The sequence below is a fragment of the Desertivirga brevis genome (genome assembly GCF_017355835.1).
The window spans coordinates 347,308-363,568 of the sequence record NZ_JAFEWF010000001.1 but is presented as its reverse complement, the minus strand read 5'-3'; the positions used below and the strand labels follow the sequence as shown (position 1 = coordinate 363,568).

The window sequence follows — 16,261 nt, the reverse complement described above, 5'->3', positions numbered from 1 at the left end:
TTCCATGAGCAGGTTTTTCGATAAAGTTATAGGAGATCCCCTGAACCGTGTAGACGGTAAACTAAAGGTAACAGGTGCAGCCAGATATTCTGCCGAGTACCAGTTACCAAATATAAGCTACGGTGTTATCGTATCCAGTACTATAGCTAAGGGAAAAATTCGCTCTATTGATTCTAGGGCAGCACTTCGAGCTCCAGGGGTAATTGCGGTGATTTCCCATGAAAACGCTATAAAGGTTCCGGGATGGGCAGATAATGAACACCCAACAGAACCTCCAACTGGTGGACGGCCATTAAGGGCCTTCTACAATAACCGTGTCTACTCCAACGGCCAGCCAATAGCCATTGTCGTTGCCGATACCTTTGAACGAGCAAGGTATGCTGCAATGCTGGTTAAAGCAGAGTACGACACGGACAAGCATGAGACAAACTTTGAAGAGAACAAGGGAAAGGCTGTAGTTCCTGCTGTGGTAAAGAAAAATTCTAAGTCGGGACTTGCAGATTATGAACGCGGAAAAGCTGATGGTTATAAAAATGCGGCTGTTAAACTGGAAGCAGAGTACGTCCATCCTACCGAAGTACATAATCCAATGGAATTGCAGGCAATTACAGCATATTGGGAGGCAGATGACAAGCTGGTCGTTTATGATAAAGTGCAGGGGACAAAGCCTACTCAGCAGGCTTTTGCCAACGAATGGAAGATCCCCGTGCAAAATGTAAGGGTGATCTCTGAGTTTGTTGGTGGCGCTTTTGGAAATGGCTTACATAACTGGCCCCATGAAACCGCTGCTATTATTGCTGCAAAGATGGTGAAACGGCCGGTAAAAGTTATGCTAACGCGCGAACAGATGTTCTTTATGGTTGGTTACAGACCTTATACCTGGCAAAAAATAGGGATTGGTGCAGATAGGGATGGTAAGATCACCGGTATTTATCATGAAGCCATCGGCCAGACTTCATCTTATGAGGAATTTACGGAGTCTACCCTGCAGCAAACGAAAATGATGTATACGAGTCCAAACCTTGGTACGAAATACCGGCTTCTGCCGTTGGATGTAAGTACACCTATATGGATGCGGGGTCCTGGAGAGGCTACCGGAGCTTTTGCTTTAGAATCAGCAATGGATGAACTTGCCTTCGCGCTAAATATTGACCCTGTACAATTCCGTTTAATGAATCATACGGATACCGACCCTGACAAAAACCTACCATGGTCTACAAAATATCTAAAGGAATGTATACACGCAGGAGCTGAAAAGATCGGATGGAGTAAACGTTCCTTAAAGCCGGGAGGTGTTAAGTCTGGAGAATGGCTGGTTGGCTATGGCATGGGAGTAGGTACTTTTGGAGCACACAGGGGGGCGGCAGCTGTAAGGGCTAAACTGTTAGCTAATGGAAATGTGGTATTTCAAAGCGCAGTAACTGATATTGGTCCTGGAACAGGAACAGCTATGGTGCAGATCGCGTCAGAGCATTTGGGTTTGAGCCCCGATAAAATTACATTTCAACTTGGTAATTCTGATTTTCCTCAGGCACCTAATCAGGGTGGATCAGCTACAGTGGCCACTGTAGGCTCTGCAGTAGTAGCTACCTGTAAGGCAATGAAGGAAAAGCTTCTCGCAATGGCCCCCGCCTCCGATAAACGTTTTGCTAATTTGAAACTCGAAGATATTACTTTCGACAAAGGCTTTATATCACTTTCCAAATCTCCTTCAGTAAAAGTGTCGTATACTGAGGTCCTTAAGAAACAGAATCTCTCAGAGTTAGATGTGCTTCAAGATTCGAAGCCTGATCAGGAAGCTTCTAAATACTCAAGATATTCTTTTTCTGTCCACTTTGCCGAAGTACATGTTCACCCATTAACTGGGCAAGTAAGAGTTAAAAAAGTAGTAAGTTGTGCGGATGCAGGAACAATAGTAAATAAGAAAACCGCGGCCAATCAGTTGATAGGGGGCGTTACCGGGGGAATTGGAATGGCTCTTCAGGAAGACGCAGTGATGGATCACCGCTACGGTAGATACGTTACAAAAGATCTGGGGGATTATCACGTCCCTGTTCACGCTGACGTGCCTCCTATTGAGGTGTATTTCGTAAACAAGCCCGACTATATCGTGGATCCTATGGGAACTAAAGGCCTTGGTGAAATTGCTATTATTGGCGTTGCCCCGGCTATTACAAATGCTATTTTCAATGCCACAGGTAAACGGATAAGGGAGTTACCTGTTACACCTGATAAATTAATTTAATAATTAAAAGATAGTTTCCATTCCTCTTTGTTTACCCCCAAAATGATTTGATTATTAATTAGTAGTAAATTAAGTATTTGTAAATCAGTTTTTTGAAAGATTTTCAATCGGTCAAAAGATCCGTATTTATACTGAAACCGTATTTATACTTATAATTGTATAATCGTTAATTCTAAGTTTAAGTATGGGTAAGGATACGGAGGAGCTGGGATTTAAAATACTTGCTAACACAAAAGCTTTACTAGGTTATTGGGATAAGAATATGGTCTGCCGCTTTGCAAATCGAGCATATGAGGAATGGCTCGGAATAAAGCCGGAAGATATTGTAAATAAATCCACGTTAAGAGAATTTCTAGGTCCCATTTATGATAAACACCTGCCGATGATACGGAAGGTCTTCCAAGGTGAGCCGCAAGCTTTCGAACGGGAATTTGTAATTCCAGGAGGCGGAATTCGCAGGGCTATTGTTAGTTACACACCAGACATAATTGGAGATAAGGTCGAAGGCTTTTATGTGCATGCTGCCGATATCGTTGCGCCCGTCGCGCCAATGCATTCTGGTGTTCAAGGGGTAAAGTATAGAGATCATGCAATTGAAATTATTAAAACTCTTCAGTTAAATGTCCTTTCCAGGTTTCCTGGCATTGAGCAAATGGCCAAAGATGAGGGTATCTCTCAATCGAAATTAAAACGTGACTTTCGTAATAAAACTGGATTAAATCCATTCGCCTATTATCGACGGCTGCAAATGGAGTTTGCTCATTCTTACCTTAAAGAAAATCGATGCAGTCGGAAACAAATGTCAGCTCTATTAAATTTTGCTAATCCATCCAACTTCTCAACTTGTTACAATAACTATCTTCGGGAAAGGAGTTTAGAGGAGGGTAATGCAAATTTAGCTGATAATCGATACAAGATTTTTATCGAACAACTCCCCTTCCCTATTGCCATGGTGGATAATGATTTAAGAGTTCTTGCAGTTTCTGATAGATGGCTATCCTTCGATTCCAGAAGGAGACAAGATATATTCGGCAAGACGGTTTTTAATTTGTATCCGGACATTCACCCAAAGTGGAAATATCTAGCAATTGAGGCTTTGAAAGGCCGGCGTTTCTCTTCAAATCATAATTACTTAAATAGTAGTAACAGTATTCGTCTTGTAAAATGGGAACTGAAACCCTGGTATAACCATTTAGAGGAAGTAGGTGGTTTAATTGTATATTTTGAAGATACGAGAACCTGAACTGTTAGTATCCTGCCTCCAGCAGGTATTATTTAAACTTTAGCAGGTAGGAAATTTTTTTTACCTGTTTTACCTTGGCACCCTACTTACTCAATGAAAAAAGTACTTATTATCGAAGAAGATTTAAATATCGGTGAAATTTTTTCACTGGTTTTAAGCGAGCACTTTTTTGTTAAAATACTTTATACGATCAATAATGCTTATTTCGAAATAGAAAAGTTTCAACCCGATCTTCTATTGCTTGACCACTGGTTGGGAATAGCTAAGCTTTCATCTCTCATAGTTAAGCTTAAAAATGAAAAGCAATTGGCTAATATCCCAATTATTATATCATCCACAGACGACCGAATAAAAGAGGTTGCAGAACAATTGGAAGCAGATTCATGTTTGTCTAAACCTTTTGATCTTGATCATTTGCTCGAACTGGTCAGGGAGCATTTGGAGCTAAGATGATACCAAACTAATTTGAAGATTTAAGGGTTAACAAATTAAACACAACTACAAATTGAAAGAAGAGTTACATACAGATCCTTCTTCTCCTGGAAATGACAACGAGCTTGATTTGATGCGAAAGGCGCTTGATGCTAGCATTACAGGTGTCATCATTACCGATAATTTACTAGAGGATAATCCTATTATCTATTGTAATGCTGCTTTTGAACGCATGACAGGATATGTCAGACATGAGGTTATTGGAAGGAATTGCCGTTTTTTACAAAAGGAGGACAGACAGCAGGATGCGAGGTTGAAGATAAAGGAAGCCGTTCAAAAAGGATTGCCCTGCACGGTTGAAATTAGGAATTATAAGAAGAACGGTAATTTTTTTTGGAATGAGCTATACGTTACTCCAATTAAAGATCCTACGGGTTTAGTTACTCATTTTGTGGGGATACAAAATGATATCTCGGCTAGAAGAAGGGCTAAGGAAGACCTGGAGCGGATTCAGAGAGACACTGAAAGACTTGTACAAGAACGCACCCGTGAATTGAGGGAGAGTGAAGAATACCTTCTTAGTATAATTCAAACTGTTAGGGAATGCCTGGTGGTACTGGATGATCAAATGAATGTTCTCACTGTTAATGATCAATTTATAAGGGTATTTAAAGTGTCAAGAGCTGAAACAGAAGGTACAAACCTATTTAATCTTGGCAATGGACAATGGGCTATAGAAACGCTGCGCAACCTGCTTGAAGATGTTCTTCCCACTAATAATCCTGTTTTAGATTTCGAAGTAGAGCATGACTTCCCTCATATTGGTAAGAAGCTTATGCTTTTAAATGCCCACCGCGTTGAATTGGAAGGGCAGTATAAGAATCATGTTTTGTTGGCTATTGAAGATATAACAGATCGTCGTGAAATTGAACGTCGGAAGGATGACTTCCTGTCTATAGCGAGTCACGAACTTAAAACTCCACTAACAACTGTTCGAGGCTTCATTCAAATCCTGCAAAAAACCCCTTCCTCACAGCTTCCGGAACAATTTACATCGGCCCTTGAGAAAGCAAATACCCATATTCAACGCCTGGGAAATTTGATTAACGAATTGCTGAACGTTTCGAAGATCCAGTCAGGAAATATTGAGATTTACCGCGACTACTTCGATATTAATTCTGCCGTTTCGGATGCTATAAATGCTTTCCAGGAAGGCTTTAAAACCCATTCAATAATGCGGAAGGGTAATGGTCCGCAAAAATATTACGGTGACGAGTCGCAAATAGTTCAGGTGATTAAAAATCTTATCTCTAATGCTATCAAATATTCTCCGGAGGGAAAAGAGGTAATTGTTACTATTTTTGTTGTAAGCGATTTTATAAAGATATCAGTAACTGATTTTGGAGTAGGGATCCGGCCTGAAGAACAAAGCAGAATATTTCAGAGATTTTACCGGGTTACAGAAACGCAGAAAGCGTTTCCTGGAATGGGGATGGGTCTTTATGTTTGCGAGCAGATAGTTAAAAATCATGGCGGTACGTTATGGGTCGACAGCGAACCCGGGAAAGGTTCCACTTTTAGTTTTACCCTCCCCTTAGTTATTCCTGCCGATGAAAAATAAGACTATTCTAATATGCGATGACGATGAGGGAATTTTAGATTTGGTTTCTATTATTCTCGAAGAAAGCGGCTTTCAAACGGTTTGTGTTCAAAATAGCCTGGAGATATTTAAAAGGATTTCTGAGAAAGATCCCGATTTGATCTTTCTCGATCTGTGGATGCCTCAACTGTCAGGAGACCAGGTTCTTAAGGCAATAAGGGAAGACGCATCGTCTTCAGAAATTCCGGTGATAGTTATGTCTGCAAGCCGGGATGGGGCATATATTGCCCAGCAGGCCGGGGCTAATGATTTTCTTGCAAAGCCCTTCGATATTGATGAATTAGTACATAAAGCAATAGCGCTCATGCGCTAGCTATTTGAATTTTATAATAATGCCTAAGTTTAAAGTCGACCTAAGTAATTGCGACCGCGAGCCAATTCATATTCCAGGTCAGGTTCAGTCCTGGGGGTTTATAGTGGTTGTAAATGCTACCAGTAATATTATTAATTATGTGAGTTCTAATATCCTGGATCATCTCAATGTAACTGCAGGATCCATTTTAGGACAAAGTCTTGCGACTTTTGAACAAAAAATTTCCAGTAAAGAGAATCCTAATCCCCTTGCCGCTTTTGTAGAATCAGCAAAAAGGAAACAAGAAAGTGAGTCGTACCAAATTTACTTCGAGGAGCAGCGGTTTGATCTAATAATTCACTGCCATAGCCAGCAAATTTATTTGGAATTTGAATTAAGGATAGAAAGTGAAGTTCCTGATATTCACAACCAAATCGGCCGGCATGTTTCTGCAATCCTTGCTACCAGTAATCTTCCTGATATACTTAGCCGGGCAGCCTCTATTGTTAAGCAATTGATCGGTTACGATCGGGTGATGATCTATAAATTTATGGAGGACGCCCATGGCAAAGTGGTTGCTGAAGCAAGAAATGAGGATTTGGAACCTTTTTTGGACCTCCATTATCCAGCATCCGACATTCCTGCCCAAGCTCGTCTTTTGTATAAAGCGAATAAAGTGCGCCTGATAGCTGATGTATATTCATCCACTTCAGCTATTTTAGCTTTAACTGACAACCCTGTTGACCTTACCCATTCCGTTCTTCGGGCTGTTTCCCCAATACACATCCAGTATCTTAAAAATATGGGAGTTGCTTCAAGCTTCAGCATTTCCCTTATGTGCAAGGGTGAGTTGTGGGGGCTTATTGCCTGCCATAATTATACCCCTAAATTTATAAGTCACCGTGTACGCGAGGGAGCCAGACTACTTGGACAGATCATCTCATCTTCCGTTGAGTTTAAGGAAGAAGAAATTGTAAATGCTGACCAAAAAAAGCATAAAGCAGTATTTGAGAAAATAATTTCAGAGCTGCGACTTGGAGTTGATATTAAGGACGCGGTATTAAACCCTTCTGTTTCCTTTCTGCATATTGTAAAGGCAACCGGAGTGTTTATGCGTTATGAAGGGAAAGTGATTAAAGACGGCATTATCCCTTCTGCTGATCAAATCGAGAAGATTATAGAGTGGGTCTCCGAAAAACAGGACGAATCGCTGTTTCATACAAATAAGTTGGTTGATATAATGCCCTCGGCAAGCGAATTTGCAAATATTGCGAGTGGAATACTAGTCTGTACGATATCAAGGGAGCTGAAGGAATATATTATCTGGTTTCGGCCTGAGTACGCCGAAAGCATTACATGGGCAGGTAACCCGGATAAACCAGTAGAGGTGGACGAAAATGGAGAACAAAAGATTTCACCGCGCAAATCTTTCGAAAGCTTCAAAACAATAGTTCAACATACAACGGAACGTTGGAAGGTTTACGAACAAAATTTGGCAGAGCGTTTTAAAGAAGAATTGCTATATATTATTAATAAAAAGGCAAGTGAAATAAGAGTTTTAAACGAGAAGCTGAAAGAAGCTTACGATGAGTTAGAAACTTTCAGTAGTACAATATCACATGATTTAAAAACTCCATTAACAGTAATCAAGAGTTATGCGCAACTCCTGGAGCGAAATAAGTCATTAGATGATGATGGGAAGAACTTTGCTGCCCGGATCAGTTTTGGTATTACCCGGATGAATACACTAATTGCCGAAGTTCTGGACTACTCCAAGGTTGGTCGATCGGAAATAAATTTTCAGCCAATAGATATGAGTAGTTTGCTTCACACAATAAAGAATGAGGTGGCTACAGCTTTCAATAATCCTAATATGGTCTTTAATGTTGGAGGTACTCCCGTTGTTTATGGTGACCAAACCATGATCTACCAAGTATTTCTTAATTTAATAAGCAACGCCGTAAAATATTCAAGGCTTTCTAATCCATCGATCATTACTATCGAGGGTTCGGAAAATGAATATGAAGTGGTTTACAAGGTGCAGGATAATGGAATAGGAATCGATCCAAAACATTATAATAAAGTATTTGAATTGTTTAAGAGGGTTAATGTAAAAACTGATTACGAAGGCACAGGCGTCGGATTGGCAATCGTAAAACGGATCCTGGAAAAGCATAAAGCTAATATCTGGATTGATGGAAGGCCGGGAGTTGGTTCTATCTTCTGGATTAAATTTAGGAAGCCACAATAATTGAGTAGGACGGTCTGGAAACATAAAAACAGCGGTACCGTGGGATGGTACGCTGTTTTAATCGCTCAACTAAAATTTCTTCTTAGCCTAATTCCCGAGGAAGTACATCACTCGCAATAGACGTTTCTACATTAACGGGTGGTTAAAAGAAATAGTATGCTGAGTATGAATTTTTTTTAAATAGGTCTTACAATTGCTCTTTCGTCAATTGCGCCTCCAGCTTAAATGCGATTGAAAAAGCGTCGGTTAGACTCATTTTACTTACACTTGAAGCTTTCCAGATATCATCCTTTTGAATAGTGACAAGCATTTCGCCCTTCAACCAAATTTGAAAAACCATGTGAAGTGTGTCCCACTGAACAATTTTATAGGTAGTATTATTATAGGCGACAGAATACTCTCGCTTGCCCAGGTAGACCATTTGGCTAAAGGTAACAACAAAGTTCGAATTGTTGTTACGACAAGTAAATTTATTATTATGAGGTTCAAGGGCACAAAATTAATCCAATAATGCGGCCGTCGTCCATAATACAGGCGCTTGTCCATGCATATCACCTATCAGTCGCCTCCTGTCTAAATAAAATTGCCGGTCGTTCTTTTTGTTTGTTCCTTCGCACACCTCTGTTACGTCACCATTTTCGTTGATACTATCCACAAGAGCCAGCCATGCTTTTCTTGCAGCCGGCGCATAGATACTTTTTTTCAGCCATCCTTTTTTTATTCCAGTTACCATAGCATAGGCGAACATCGCGCTTCCCGAGGTTTCTGTCCATGAACCTTTATCATCTATTAATTGTCGCCACATACCGCTTTCTGTCTGGTACTTAAGAAGCGATGCCATCATCTTTTTATACCCCTTTAATATATACTGTCTATGGGGGTTACTTTCAGGTATTGATTTTAGTATTTCAGTCATTCCCGCAGCCATCCAACCATTTCCCCTAGCCCAATAAAACGGTACGTCAGGGGCATGAAAAAACAAGCCATTAGGTTTTTGTAGTGAATCCAAATAAAGCACCATTTCTTTTGCTGCTCTATTGATATATTTCTCATCCCCGGTTGCTTTATATGCCTGCACCTGTACTGCATTAATCATATACATGTCGTCTATCCATAAGCGCGTTTGCCAGCTGAAGCCTTTATCCAGATAGTTTTGTTCCTCTGTAGTAAGGTCTCGGTTTACAGGCCTTTCCCATTGCGAGTCTGCATAGTACTTGCCAAGTTTCAGGTAACTCTCGTTGCCTCCCATCGAGTACAACTGTAGGGGAAGCGTGCCAAAGACGGTGAAATCTACGTGATTCGGAATTGGAAGCAAAGATTTTTCTTCTTCAACTAGTTTTAAATATCTCTCTTCAAGTAATTTCTGCAAATCCGACCGTCTGCTTGTTTCACTTAATTTAAGCGCTCCGAACCAAGTGCATACCTCGGGATAGGTAATAAATCTTGGAGGGTCGGGCCGCCCATAATTTGTGTGGGGACTTTCAAGAAAACGTTTAGTTAGTTTTTGTCCTACCTCTGCCGGATCGTAGCCTTTTTTCCAATCGGTAAAAATCGTGGCATTTCTCTGCCCAAAAGTGGCAGATGAAAGGAATACCGGTAATACCAAACTTAAAATTTTCCTTAGCATGGATTATATATTTAATTGTTTAAACAGAAAATATTTTCCATTAGCACCCATTTTTCACCAGGTTTAGAGCCTGGCAATGCTTGTTGATACTTCCACATCAATTCCTCCCACTCCTGCACGCGAAGATTTTCTGCGTCCATTGCTGCTTTTTTTTCAAAACTAAATGAATCGTCAGCAATGATGATCATGCAGAGGCGGTTATTGTACCTGTAAATTTCCAGGTCAATTATTCCAGAGCTCCGAATACTTTCCTTTATTTCGTCCCAAACCTTCTTATGCCAGGTGACATATTCGTTAATCAGGTTTTCATCATCTTTTAGATCAAGTGTTAAACAATATTTCTTCATGTATCTTAGTATAAGTGAATTAAGTTTCCTTAAGTATGGATTCGACCACAATCTATTCTAAGTAAGGCCTGATGGCTTCAGCCCATAATTTGTAGCCCTCCATGTCCATGTGAACCCCGTCTGGTACAAAGATCTCTTCCTTAGGATTTCCATCCTCTTTTAATAACGGATTAAAAACATCAATGAATTGGTACCTTTTGCCTGAAGCCATGAAAATTTGCATCTGTTTATTCACCTCTTTAATTTGTGTCAGGTACTTTTGCCTGGCGGGACTGGGTTTTATAGAAAGAATGCTTATGGTCGCCCTGGGATAATTGTATCTGTAATGTTTTACGATTTTCTTCAGATCGTCAACTACCCTCTCAACCGTTTTTCCTGCAGCAAGGTCATTATCACCTTCATAAATAAGGATCTGTTTAATTTTGTTATCCCCTGTAATCCTGTCTGCGAAGTATAAAAGATCACTCGCGTGCGATCCTCCAAAGCCCCTGTTTAATATCAACTTACCTGGGAAATAAGTATTGATGTCAGACCAGCGACGGATGGTTGAACTTCCTGTGAATATTATTACCTTTTGCCGCCCAGTTTTTTCAGCATCTTGCTTTTCAAATGCGGATATCTCCTTTTCCCATCGTGAAACCGACTGAGACCTCGCTACAGAGAAAAAGCTTAAGAGTAAGCAAAAAACATATATTAATCTCATACCTTTAGTTTAATATAAGTTCGATAACGGGAATTTCGATATTGGGGCTGTATACCGGGAGTTCTAGCATCACATCGTTTTCTCCAGTAGTTTCAGTGGTATGGCTTCCCGGCTTGATATCAGACTTGAACTTAATCTCTGAACCATCATTCAACAGCTGTGCATACCTGAATTTGCCTTTGTAATTTTTTAGGTGCAGCGATTTAAAGGGCCAGGATAAAACATGAATATATAGTCTTTTTGTTTCAGGATTGTAAGTAAGTAAGCAATTGTCGGGCTTTTCGAAAACTGCAGGAGCCTGAGTACAATTATAAATTGAGCGATTGTTAAATCTCATCCAATTGCCAATAGCCTTAAGTCTTTCGTCCGCCTTTTCTTCAAAGGCACCTCTGGCTGTCGGACCTACATTTAAAAGTAAATTTCCCCCTTTGCTAACAGTCTCAATTAACATGGTGATAAGCTGCCGCTCTGATTTCCAGGAGTACTCATCGCGGTTATATCCCCAGGAACCGGAAAAGGTCTGGCAGGTCTCCCATGGAATGTTCACACCATTTAAACTTGGCCATTTAAAAGGCATAAATTGCTCCGGAGTTTTATAATCCCAGCCCCAGCTTGTTTCTCCAAGATCAAGACGGTCGTTCACAATTATATCCGGCTGAAGTTTCCGCACCAGCTTTAAAAGGCCTTCTGAGTCCCAGTCGTCCCTCCCCTTCCCATTAGGTCCTGGGTAAGAATAATCAAAGAAAAGTTCGTCGATCTTTCCATATTGTGTCAACAGTTCTGTTATCTGGTCTTTCAAGTACTTTTGGTATTTTTTAATATCCCTATTCTGGTTTATGGAAGCAATATTGCTTGCTTCTCGAAGCGGATGATTTCTGTCAATTGGAAAGTGCGGATGATTCCAGTCAATAAGCGAATAGTAAAATCCTACTCTTATGCCTTCAGCTCTTAATGCTGCAACCAGTGGTTTTAGCAGGTCTTTTCCCGCCGGTGTATTAGGAGCCTTATATTCGGTGAACTTCGAATCCCATAGACAGAATCCCTCGTGGTGTTTAGTGGTAATCACCACATATTTCATTCCTGCCTGTTTTGCTTTTTTTGTCCACTCTTCCGGGTTGTAGAGGTCGGGGTTGAATGTTTGAAAGTATTTATGGTATTCCTCTCGTGTCATTTTTTCGCGGTTTTGTACCCACTCGTGTCTAGCTGCTGCAGAATACAGTCCCCAATGAATGAACATGCCAAATCTTGCCTGCCGCCACCATTCCATCCGCTCCGATTTTTGAGCGACAGTTTCTTTAACCCAGGAAGGCTTGTTTAAATCTATATCTTGTTGGGCTTCAGCCGTTGATAACAAGGATCCAAAAGCTATAGCGAGAATTATGTTTTTTACTATCTGTTTATTTGGCATAATCAATTTTCGGCTAATGTATCTTTTCTTTCAAGTTTAACAGGTGATATCCCTTCGGCTTTCAGTTCGCCGGTTAGTACTTTAACTACTGCGTTATGCATCTCAGGGCCATTTGAGTATGCGTTGATGCAAGTATTCACCCGCTCAAAATACTCGTTTAAAATATAAGGACTACCAAAGGAAACTACAATAACTTTGTCTTTAGGCATTGCATTAACTCCCCAGGCTGTCTGTGCTTCATCGTCATATAACTGCAGCGGGCCGAATGGGGTATGAGTTTGCCTTACTACAGCAACAATAATTTTATCATATTTCTTCGTTACGTCCTCGTTCCAGCCCTGAGTTTCGTAAAGTAAATTGCGCTGAAAGTCTACAGAAAATCCTTTTTTCTCCAGCGCACCTGCAAAATTTTTCAAAACATGTAATCCTCCGTCACCTCCTTTTCGGCTTTCTGTAGTAACAGCTATTACAAGTATCTTCTTTGTCGTACCAGGATTGATTGGAATTACGGAATTCCGGTCACGCACTAGAGTAACTGCCTTTTCAGCGATGCTACGAGCAGTAGAAAAAGATACCTCCCGTTCTTCCGGAGACATTTGCCTTATCAGTTGATTGTTTTTACTCAACAACCCATACTTCAACTTCATCGCCCAGATTCGGCTTACAGCATCGTCAAGCCTCGCTATCGGTATTTCTCCTCGTTTAATGCGTGCTTCTACAGTATCCATAAATTGGTAAGAGGGCCACAAAAGCACGTCGACTCCAGCCAGAAAGCTCTGGATCTCCCCTTCCAACTGATCAGGGTACCAACCACGAAAGCCGCCCATGGTCATAGCATCTGAAACAATTACCCCCTTAAATCTCATTTCTTTCTTAAGGAGATCTGTTAGCAGTTCTTTTGATAAAGTAGCAGGGGGGAAAAAGCCGTTCAGCTTTTGTTTCTGGCATGCTGGAAGAGTAATATGGCCGGGCATTATCGCCGCAACCCCGCTATCAATTAAAGCTTGGAACACTTTTCCGTGATATTGTTTCCATTGATCCATACCTAAACTGTTAACTGTTGTTGTAAGATGCTGGTCGCGGTTGTCCATTCCATCCCCGGGAAAATGCTTTATTGTAGCTGCTACACCAGTATTCTGAAGACCTTTTATTTGTTGGCTTAAAAGTCTGATTGCTTTGTCTGGATCATCCGAGATAGCCCTGGTATTAACAATGGGGTTAAGTGGATTAATGCTTAGGTCGGCTACAGGATGCAAGACCCATTTAACTCCCAGCGACTTTGCTTCTTTTGCCAAGCTCATCCCGTAATTGTAGCTAAGCCCGGTAGAGTTGGCTGCCCCTAATGCCATTTCCCGGGGCAGGGAGGTCATCCCAGGAAGAGAGATCCCATTCTCGTAATCCTGTTGAAATATTAAAGGAAGGTTACTAGCATCCTGGTATTCGAGCACTGACTTTTTTAAATGTTCAACCCTTTGTTCTTCAGGTATATTTACAAAAAGCTTCCAGCCCATAAAGAAGCCAGTAACAGGATACCGTTTAAAGAAATCCTGAAGCCTGCCATTCCCCAAACGTAGCTCCGACTCTTTGTCTGGCAGCATCAACATCGTCTGACCTATTTTTTCCCGTAAGCTTAGTTTCTTCCAGTCGTCTATTGAAAGATCCTTCTTTTTTTGGGCAAAACAGGTACAAGCCAATACCATAAGGTATGTGGTAAGTTTAAATCTCATGTAGTGTATTATTTAGAAGGTTATTTTATCAGCTGGTCCTCATCCCATTCATTGCCTGCTTTTCCGCGATTTTCTAGTCCTCCCGTATCACCTTTTGTCGGTAAGTATTTTCGAAAGCTATCTTTTTGAAGACCAATGATCGGAAGGATTGTATTGAGATTTGGGAATTTTTCAAGGATATTTGGGTTAGTGGTACTGAAATCTAGTTGTTCAACATTAGTAAAACCTGCATCTTTAATTGAGGGTAACTCGAGATTACCACTTATTTCAATACGACCATGCTTAGGCCTGAGGTAAGGACCGCACTGAACCGAAATGTTGTCTAATAGAGCACAACCATTTGGGTATTCAGGGTGCCAGTCTGGATTTAATATATCCGTCCAAAGCTTCGATCCCAGCCCAAAGTCTAACATTAGTTTTTTACCGTAAGATTTCCAGGGTTCCTGTAAGGGTTTCATCTCAAGCAACCGTTCTTCATAATGACTTCCCAATCTGTAATTACGTGCAATACCACGGTCATCAATCCCCTGGTCTTTACAACGGATAAACAGGTTATTCCTGGCAATATTATTATGTCCACCTCCAAACTTTACTGCATCAATTGCATCATATACTACATTATTATAAAAGAGATCTCCGCTATCTCCATCATCACAATAAAAACCATTAGAGCGATTGATGTGATGTACAAGATTGTACCTGAAGATATTTCCGTAGGTACTCCATCCACCGTAGTTATAGAACGCTCCGTTATCACTTTCGCCAAGAGCTATATTGTGAATCTCATTATATTCGAAAATACAATTGTTGACCATATCTGTCCTTACGCCACTTTTAGGCATGTCATGCATCAGGTTATGTCTTAAAGTAAGCCCTACGCAGTTTGATAGCTGAACAGCCTCCCGGAATGATAATTTTCCAACATGATAAATGTGGTTATTCTCAATAGTAGCGTCCCCCGACTTCAGTAATTTCCTGTTGCCAGAATTAGCAGCCACTATTCCTGCACCTCCTGTCTCATAAATTGTGTTGCTTCGAATAAGGTTTTTATTGCCACCCCTCATTGTGATTCCATTGTTTCCAACATTATAGATAGTACACCCCGCAATTGTAGTACGACTACTTGTGACTATTTCAATACCGTTCGAACGTGTACCAGAGATATGTAAGCCAGTGAACTTTAAATCTGATGCTGTATTCACAGAAATAACGGGATGGTCTGAATCGGCGATCATTAATTGCAAATTTGCAACAGGCATAGGGGCATAGAAATAAAGTTTTTGATCCTTAATATCGAGTGCCCATTCACCCGGGTAGTCAATTTCTTCCAGCAAATTAACCGCTCTCCATTTCTCCTTTCCATTTCCGGTTCTCCATAGGGGATCCTTACTCGCAATACTGCTGTACTTTGATCCCATCCCCCCTTCAGGCTCCTCTGTAAGCTTTATTGTTTGCTCTTCAGCCGAAATGTTCTCAACCTTAATCGTAAATGGTTCCCACGGTACCCGCCAAAAACCTTTTAGCCAAATTTCATGTCCCTCTTTAATAGCTGCAGCCCAACGTGTCGACCGCCTGGATTTATCTAGATCAACTTCATTTAAGGTTTCTTTATCCTCCGGCTTCCCCCCCTTTCCAAAGAAAAAAGTTCTACTGTCCTTTGATCCATTACATGTAACCCAACCCGGATCGTTAGTGTTATTAATATTCTCCGCAGGGTTAGGCCATTGAGAAAGTGGCTGCCTTCTACCATTCATGAAAAGATCAATGATGTGCCAACTGTCGGAGAAACAGTTCGACGGGGCAAAACGAGATGCATTCTTTAGTTTTAAGAACCTTAGATCAACTTCGAATACCTTCGAGGGATCTGTCTTGGGATGGAGGCGTTTATAAGTGCTGGTATTGATCGGCCTAACCATAGTATCCGGAATTACCTTCGCCCCAATGAGTTCTACCTTGGCTCCCTCCTCTGCATTATAAGATATTGGTGAGCCGGGTGTTCCGGAATCCCTTTCATCAAATTTAATTCCTTCGGGTAAAAAGTACGTTCCCGCTTTTATTATTACTGTAAATCGAGCTGAATTAAGCTTTTTTGTTTGCTTCAATTTCCTTATCAGGTTTCTTGCCATCTCTATAGATCTCAGAGGAGCAGTTGCACTGCCGGGGTTATTGTCGTTGCCAGAAGAGGAAACATAAAGGGTTACAAGTTTACCTTGCTGTGCAGATGAACTATAATTGAAAGTCAAAACCAAAAAGAGGGTGCAGATCGCACTATTGATTAAAAACTTTAGCATGTGCCTACTTTCTGAAACTAGAATCATTGGTTAGT

General features: G+C 40.9%; 13 protein-coding genes. 6 read left to right on the top strand and 7 right to left on the bottom strand.

Annotation, left to right across the window (positions count from 1 at the left end; all coding sequences use genetic code 11):
- The first annotated feature begins 4 nt into the window (after positions 1–4).
- From J4N25_RS01545 to J4N25_RS01520, 6 genes are all read left to right on the top strand, one after another.
- Positions 5–2,245, top strand: coding sequence for a xanthine dehydrogenase family protein molybdopterin-binding subunit (locus tag J4N25_RS01545; RefSeq protein ID WP_207420379.1), 2,241 nt, complete (start codon positions 5–7; stop codon positions 2,243–2,245).
- 184 nt (positions 2,246–2,429) lie between these two features.
- Complete coding sequence (locus J4N25_RS01540) at positions 2,430–3,488, top strand: PAS domain-containing protein (RefSeq protein WP_207420378.1); 1,059 nt, start codon at positions 2,430–2,432, stop codon at positions 3,486–3,488.
- 93 nt (positions 3,489–3,581) lie between these two features.
- Positions 3,582–3,941, top strand: coding sequence for a response regulator (locus tag J4N25_RS01535; protein ID WP_207420377.1), 360 nt, complete (start codon positions 3,582–3,584; stop codon positions 3,939–3,941).
- A 52-nt stretch (positions 3,942–3,993) separates the two neighbouring features.
- A complete protein-coding gene (locus tag J4N25_RS01530) occupies positions 3,994–5,541 on the top strand; it encodes a PAS domain-containing sensor histidine kinase (RefSeq protein WP_242695750.1) in 1,548 nt (515 codons plus the stop codon).
- Entirely contained in the window at positions 5,531–5,893 is a 363-nt protein-coding gene (locus J4N25_RS01525; protein ID WP_207420376.1) for a response regulator, read from the top strand. Before J4N25_RS01530 ends, J4N25_RS01525 begins: the two co-directional genes overlap by 11 nt.
- Positions 5,894–5,912: 19 nt before the next feature.
- Positions 5,913–8,123: an ATP-binding protein gene (locus tag J4N25_RS01520; protein WP_207420375.1), complete on the top strand. Its 2,211-nt coding sequence runs from the start codon at positions 5,913–5,915 to the stop codon at positions 8,121–8,123.
- Between the two features lie 187 nt (positions 8,124–8,310).
- Here the strand turns inward: J4N25_RS01520 and J4N25_RS01515 are convergent, their stop codons facing one another.
- The 7 genes from J4N25_RS01515 to J4N25_RS01485 form a co-directional block, all read right to left on the bottom strand.
- Entirely contained in the window at positions 8,311–8,544 is a 234-nt protein-coding gene (locus tag J4N25_RS01515; protein ID WP_207420374.1) for a hypothetical protein, read from the bottom strand.
- A gap of 78 nt (positions 8,545–8,622) precedes the next feature.
- The gene (locus J4N25_RS01510) at positions 8,623–9,750 is read right to left on the bottom strand and encodes a glycoside hydrolase family 88/105 protein (protein ID WP_207420373.1); all 1,128 of its coding nucleotides are present in this window, start codon (positions 9,748–9,750) and stop codon (positions 8,623–8,625) included.
- Between the two features lie 11 nt (positions 9,751–9,761).
- Positions 9,762–10,097 (bottom strand): L-rhamnose mutarotase, encoded by a 336-nt coding sequence (locus J4N25_RS01505; RefSeq protein ID WP_207420372.1) that lies wholly within the window; start codon positions 10,095–10,097, stop codon positions 9,762–9,764.
- Between the two features lie 52 nt (positions 10,098–10,149).
- Positions 10,150–10,800 (bottom strand): GDSL-type esterase/lipase family protein, encoded by a 651-nt coding sequence (locus J4N25_RS01500; protein ID WP_207420371.1) that lies wholly within the window; start codon positions 10,798–10,800, stop codon positions 10,150–10,152.
- Positions 10,801–10,804: 4 nt separating this feature from the next.
- Positions 10,805–12,208 carry an alpha-L-fucosidase gene (locus J4N25_RS01495; RefSeq protein WP_207420370.1) on the bottom strand — a complete coding sequence of 468 codons (1,404 nt, stop codon included), beginning with the start codon at positions 12,206–12,208 and terminating at the stop codon, positions 10,805–10,807.
- 2 nt (positions 12,209–12,210) lie between these two features.
- Positions 12,211–13,935 (bottom strand): glycoside hydrolase family 3 protein, encoded by a 1,725-nt coding sequence (locus J4N25_RS01490; RefSeq protein ID WP_207420369.1) that lies wholly within the window; start codon positions 13,933–13,935, stop codon positions 12,211–12,213.
- 20 nt (positions 13,936–13,955) lie between these two features.
- Positions 13,956–16,226, bottom strand: coding sequence for a right-handed parallel beta-helix repeat-containing protein (locus J4N25_RS01485; protein ID WP_207420368.1), 2,271 nt, complete (start codon positions 16,224–16,226; stop codon positions 13,956–13,958).
- Positions 16,227–16,261 lie beyond the last annotated feature (35 nt).

What these genes read in the sequence shown, in the direction of transcription:
- J4N25_RS01545 (WP_207420379.1), top strand. Translation starts at nt 5, where the DNA reads ATGAGCAGGTTTTTCGATAAAGTTATAGGAGATCCCCTGAACCGTGTA.
- J4N25_RS01540 (WP_207420378.1), top strand. Translation starts at nt 2,430, where the DNA reads ATGGGTAAGGATACGGAGGAGCTGGGATTTAAAATACTTGCTAACACA.
- J4N25_RS01535 (WP_207420377.1), top strand. Translation starts at nt 3,582, where the DNA reads ATGAAAAAAGTACTTATTATCGAAGAAGATTTAAATATCGGTGAAATT.
- J4N25_RS01525 (WP_207420376.1), top strand. Translation starts at nt 5,531, where the DNA reads ATGAAAAATAAGACTATTCTAATATGCGATGACGATGAGGGAATTTTA.
- J4N25_RS01520 (WP_207420375.1), top strand. Translation starts at nt 5,913, where the DNA reads ATGCCTAAGTTTAAAGTCGACCTAAGTAATTGCGACCGCGAGCCAATT.
- J4N25_RS01515 (WP_207420374.1), bottom strand. Translation starts at nt 8,544, where the DNA reads ATGGTCTACCTGGGCAAGCGAGAGTATTCTGTCGCCTATAATAATACT.
- J4N25_RS01510 (WP_207420373.1), bottom strand. Translation starts at nt 9,750, where the DNA reads ATGCTAAGGAAAATTTTAAGTTTGGTATTACCGGTATTCCTTTCATCT.
- J4N25_RS01505 (WP_207420372.1), bottom strand. Translation starts at nt 10,097, where the DNA reads ATGAAGAAATATTGTTTAACACTTGATCTAAAAGATGATGAAAACCTG.
- J4N25_RS01500 (WP_207420371.1), bottom strand. Translation starts at nt 10,800, where the DNA reads ATGAGATTAATATATGTTTTTTGCTTACTCTTAAGCTTTTTCTCTGTA.
- J4N25_RS01495 (WP_207420370.1), bottom strand. Translation starts at nt 12,208, where the DNA reads ATGCCAAATAAACAGATAGTAAAAAACATAATTCTCGCTATAGCTTTT.
- J4N25_RS01490 (WP_207420369.1), bottom strand. Translation starts at nt 13,935, where the DNA reads ATGAGATTTAAACTTACCACATACCTTATGGTATTGGCTTGTACCTGT.
- J4N25_RS01485 (WP_207420368.1), bottom strand. Translation starts at nt 16,226, where the DNA reads ATGCTAAAGTTTTTAATCAATAGTGCGATCTGCACCCTCTTTTTGGTT.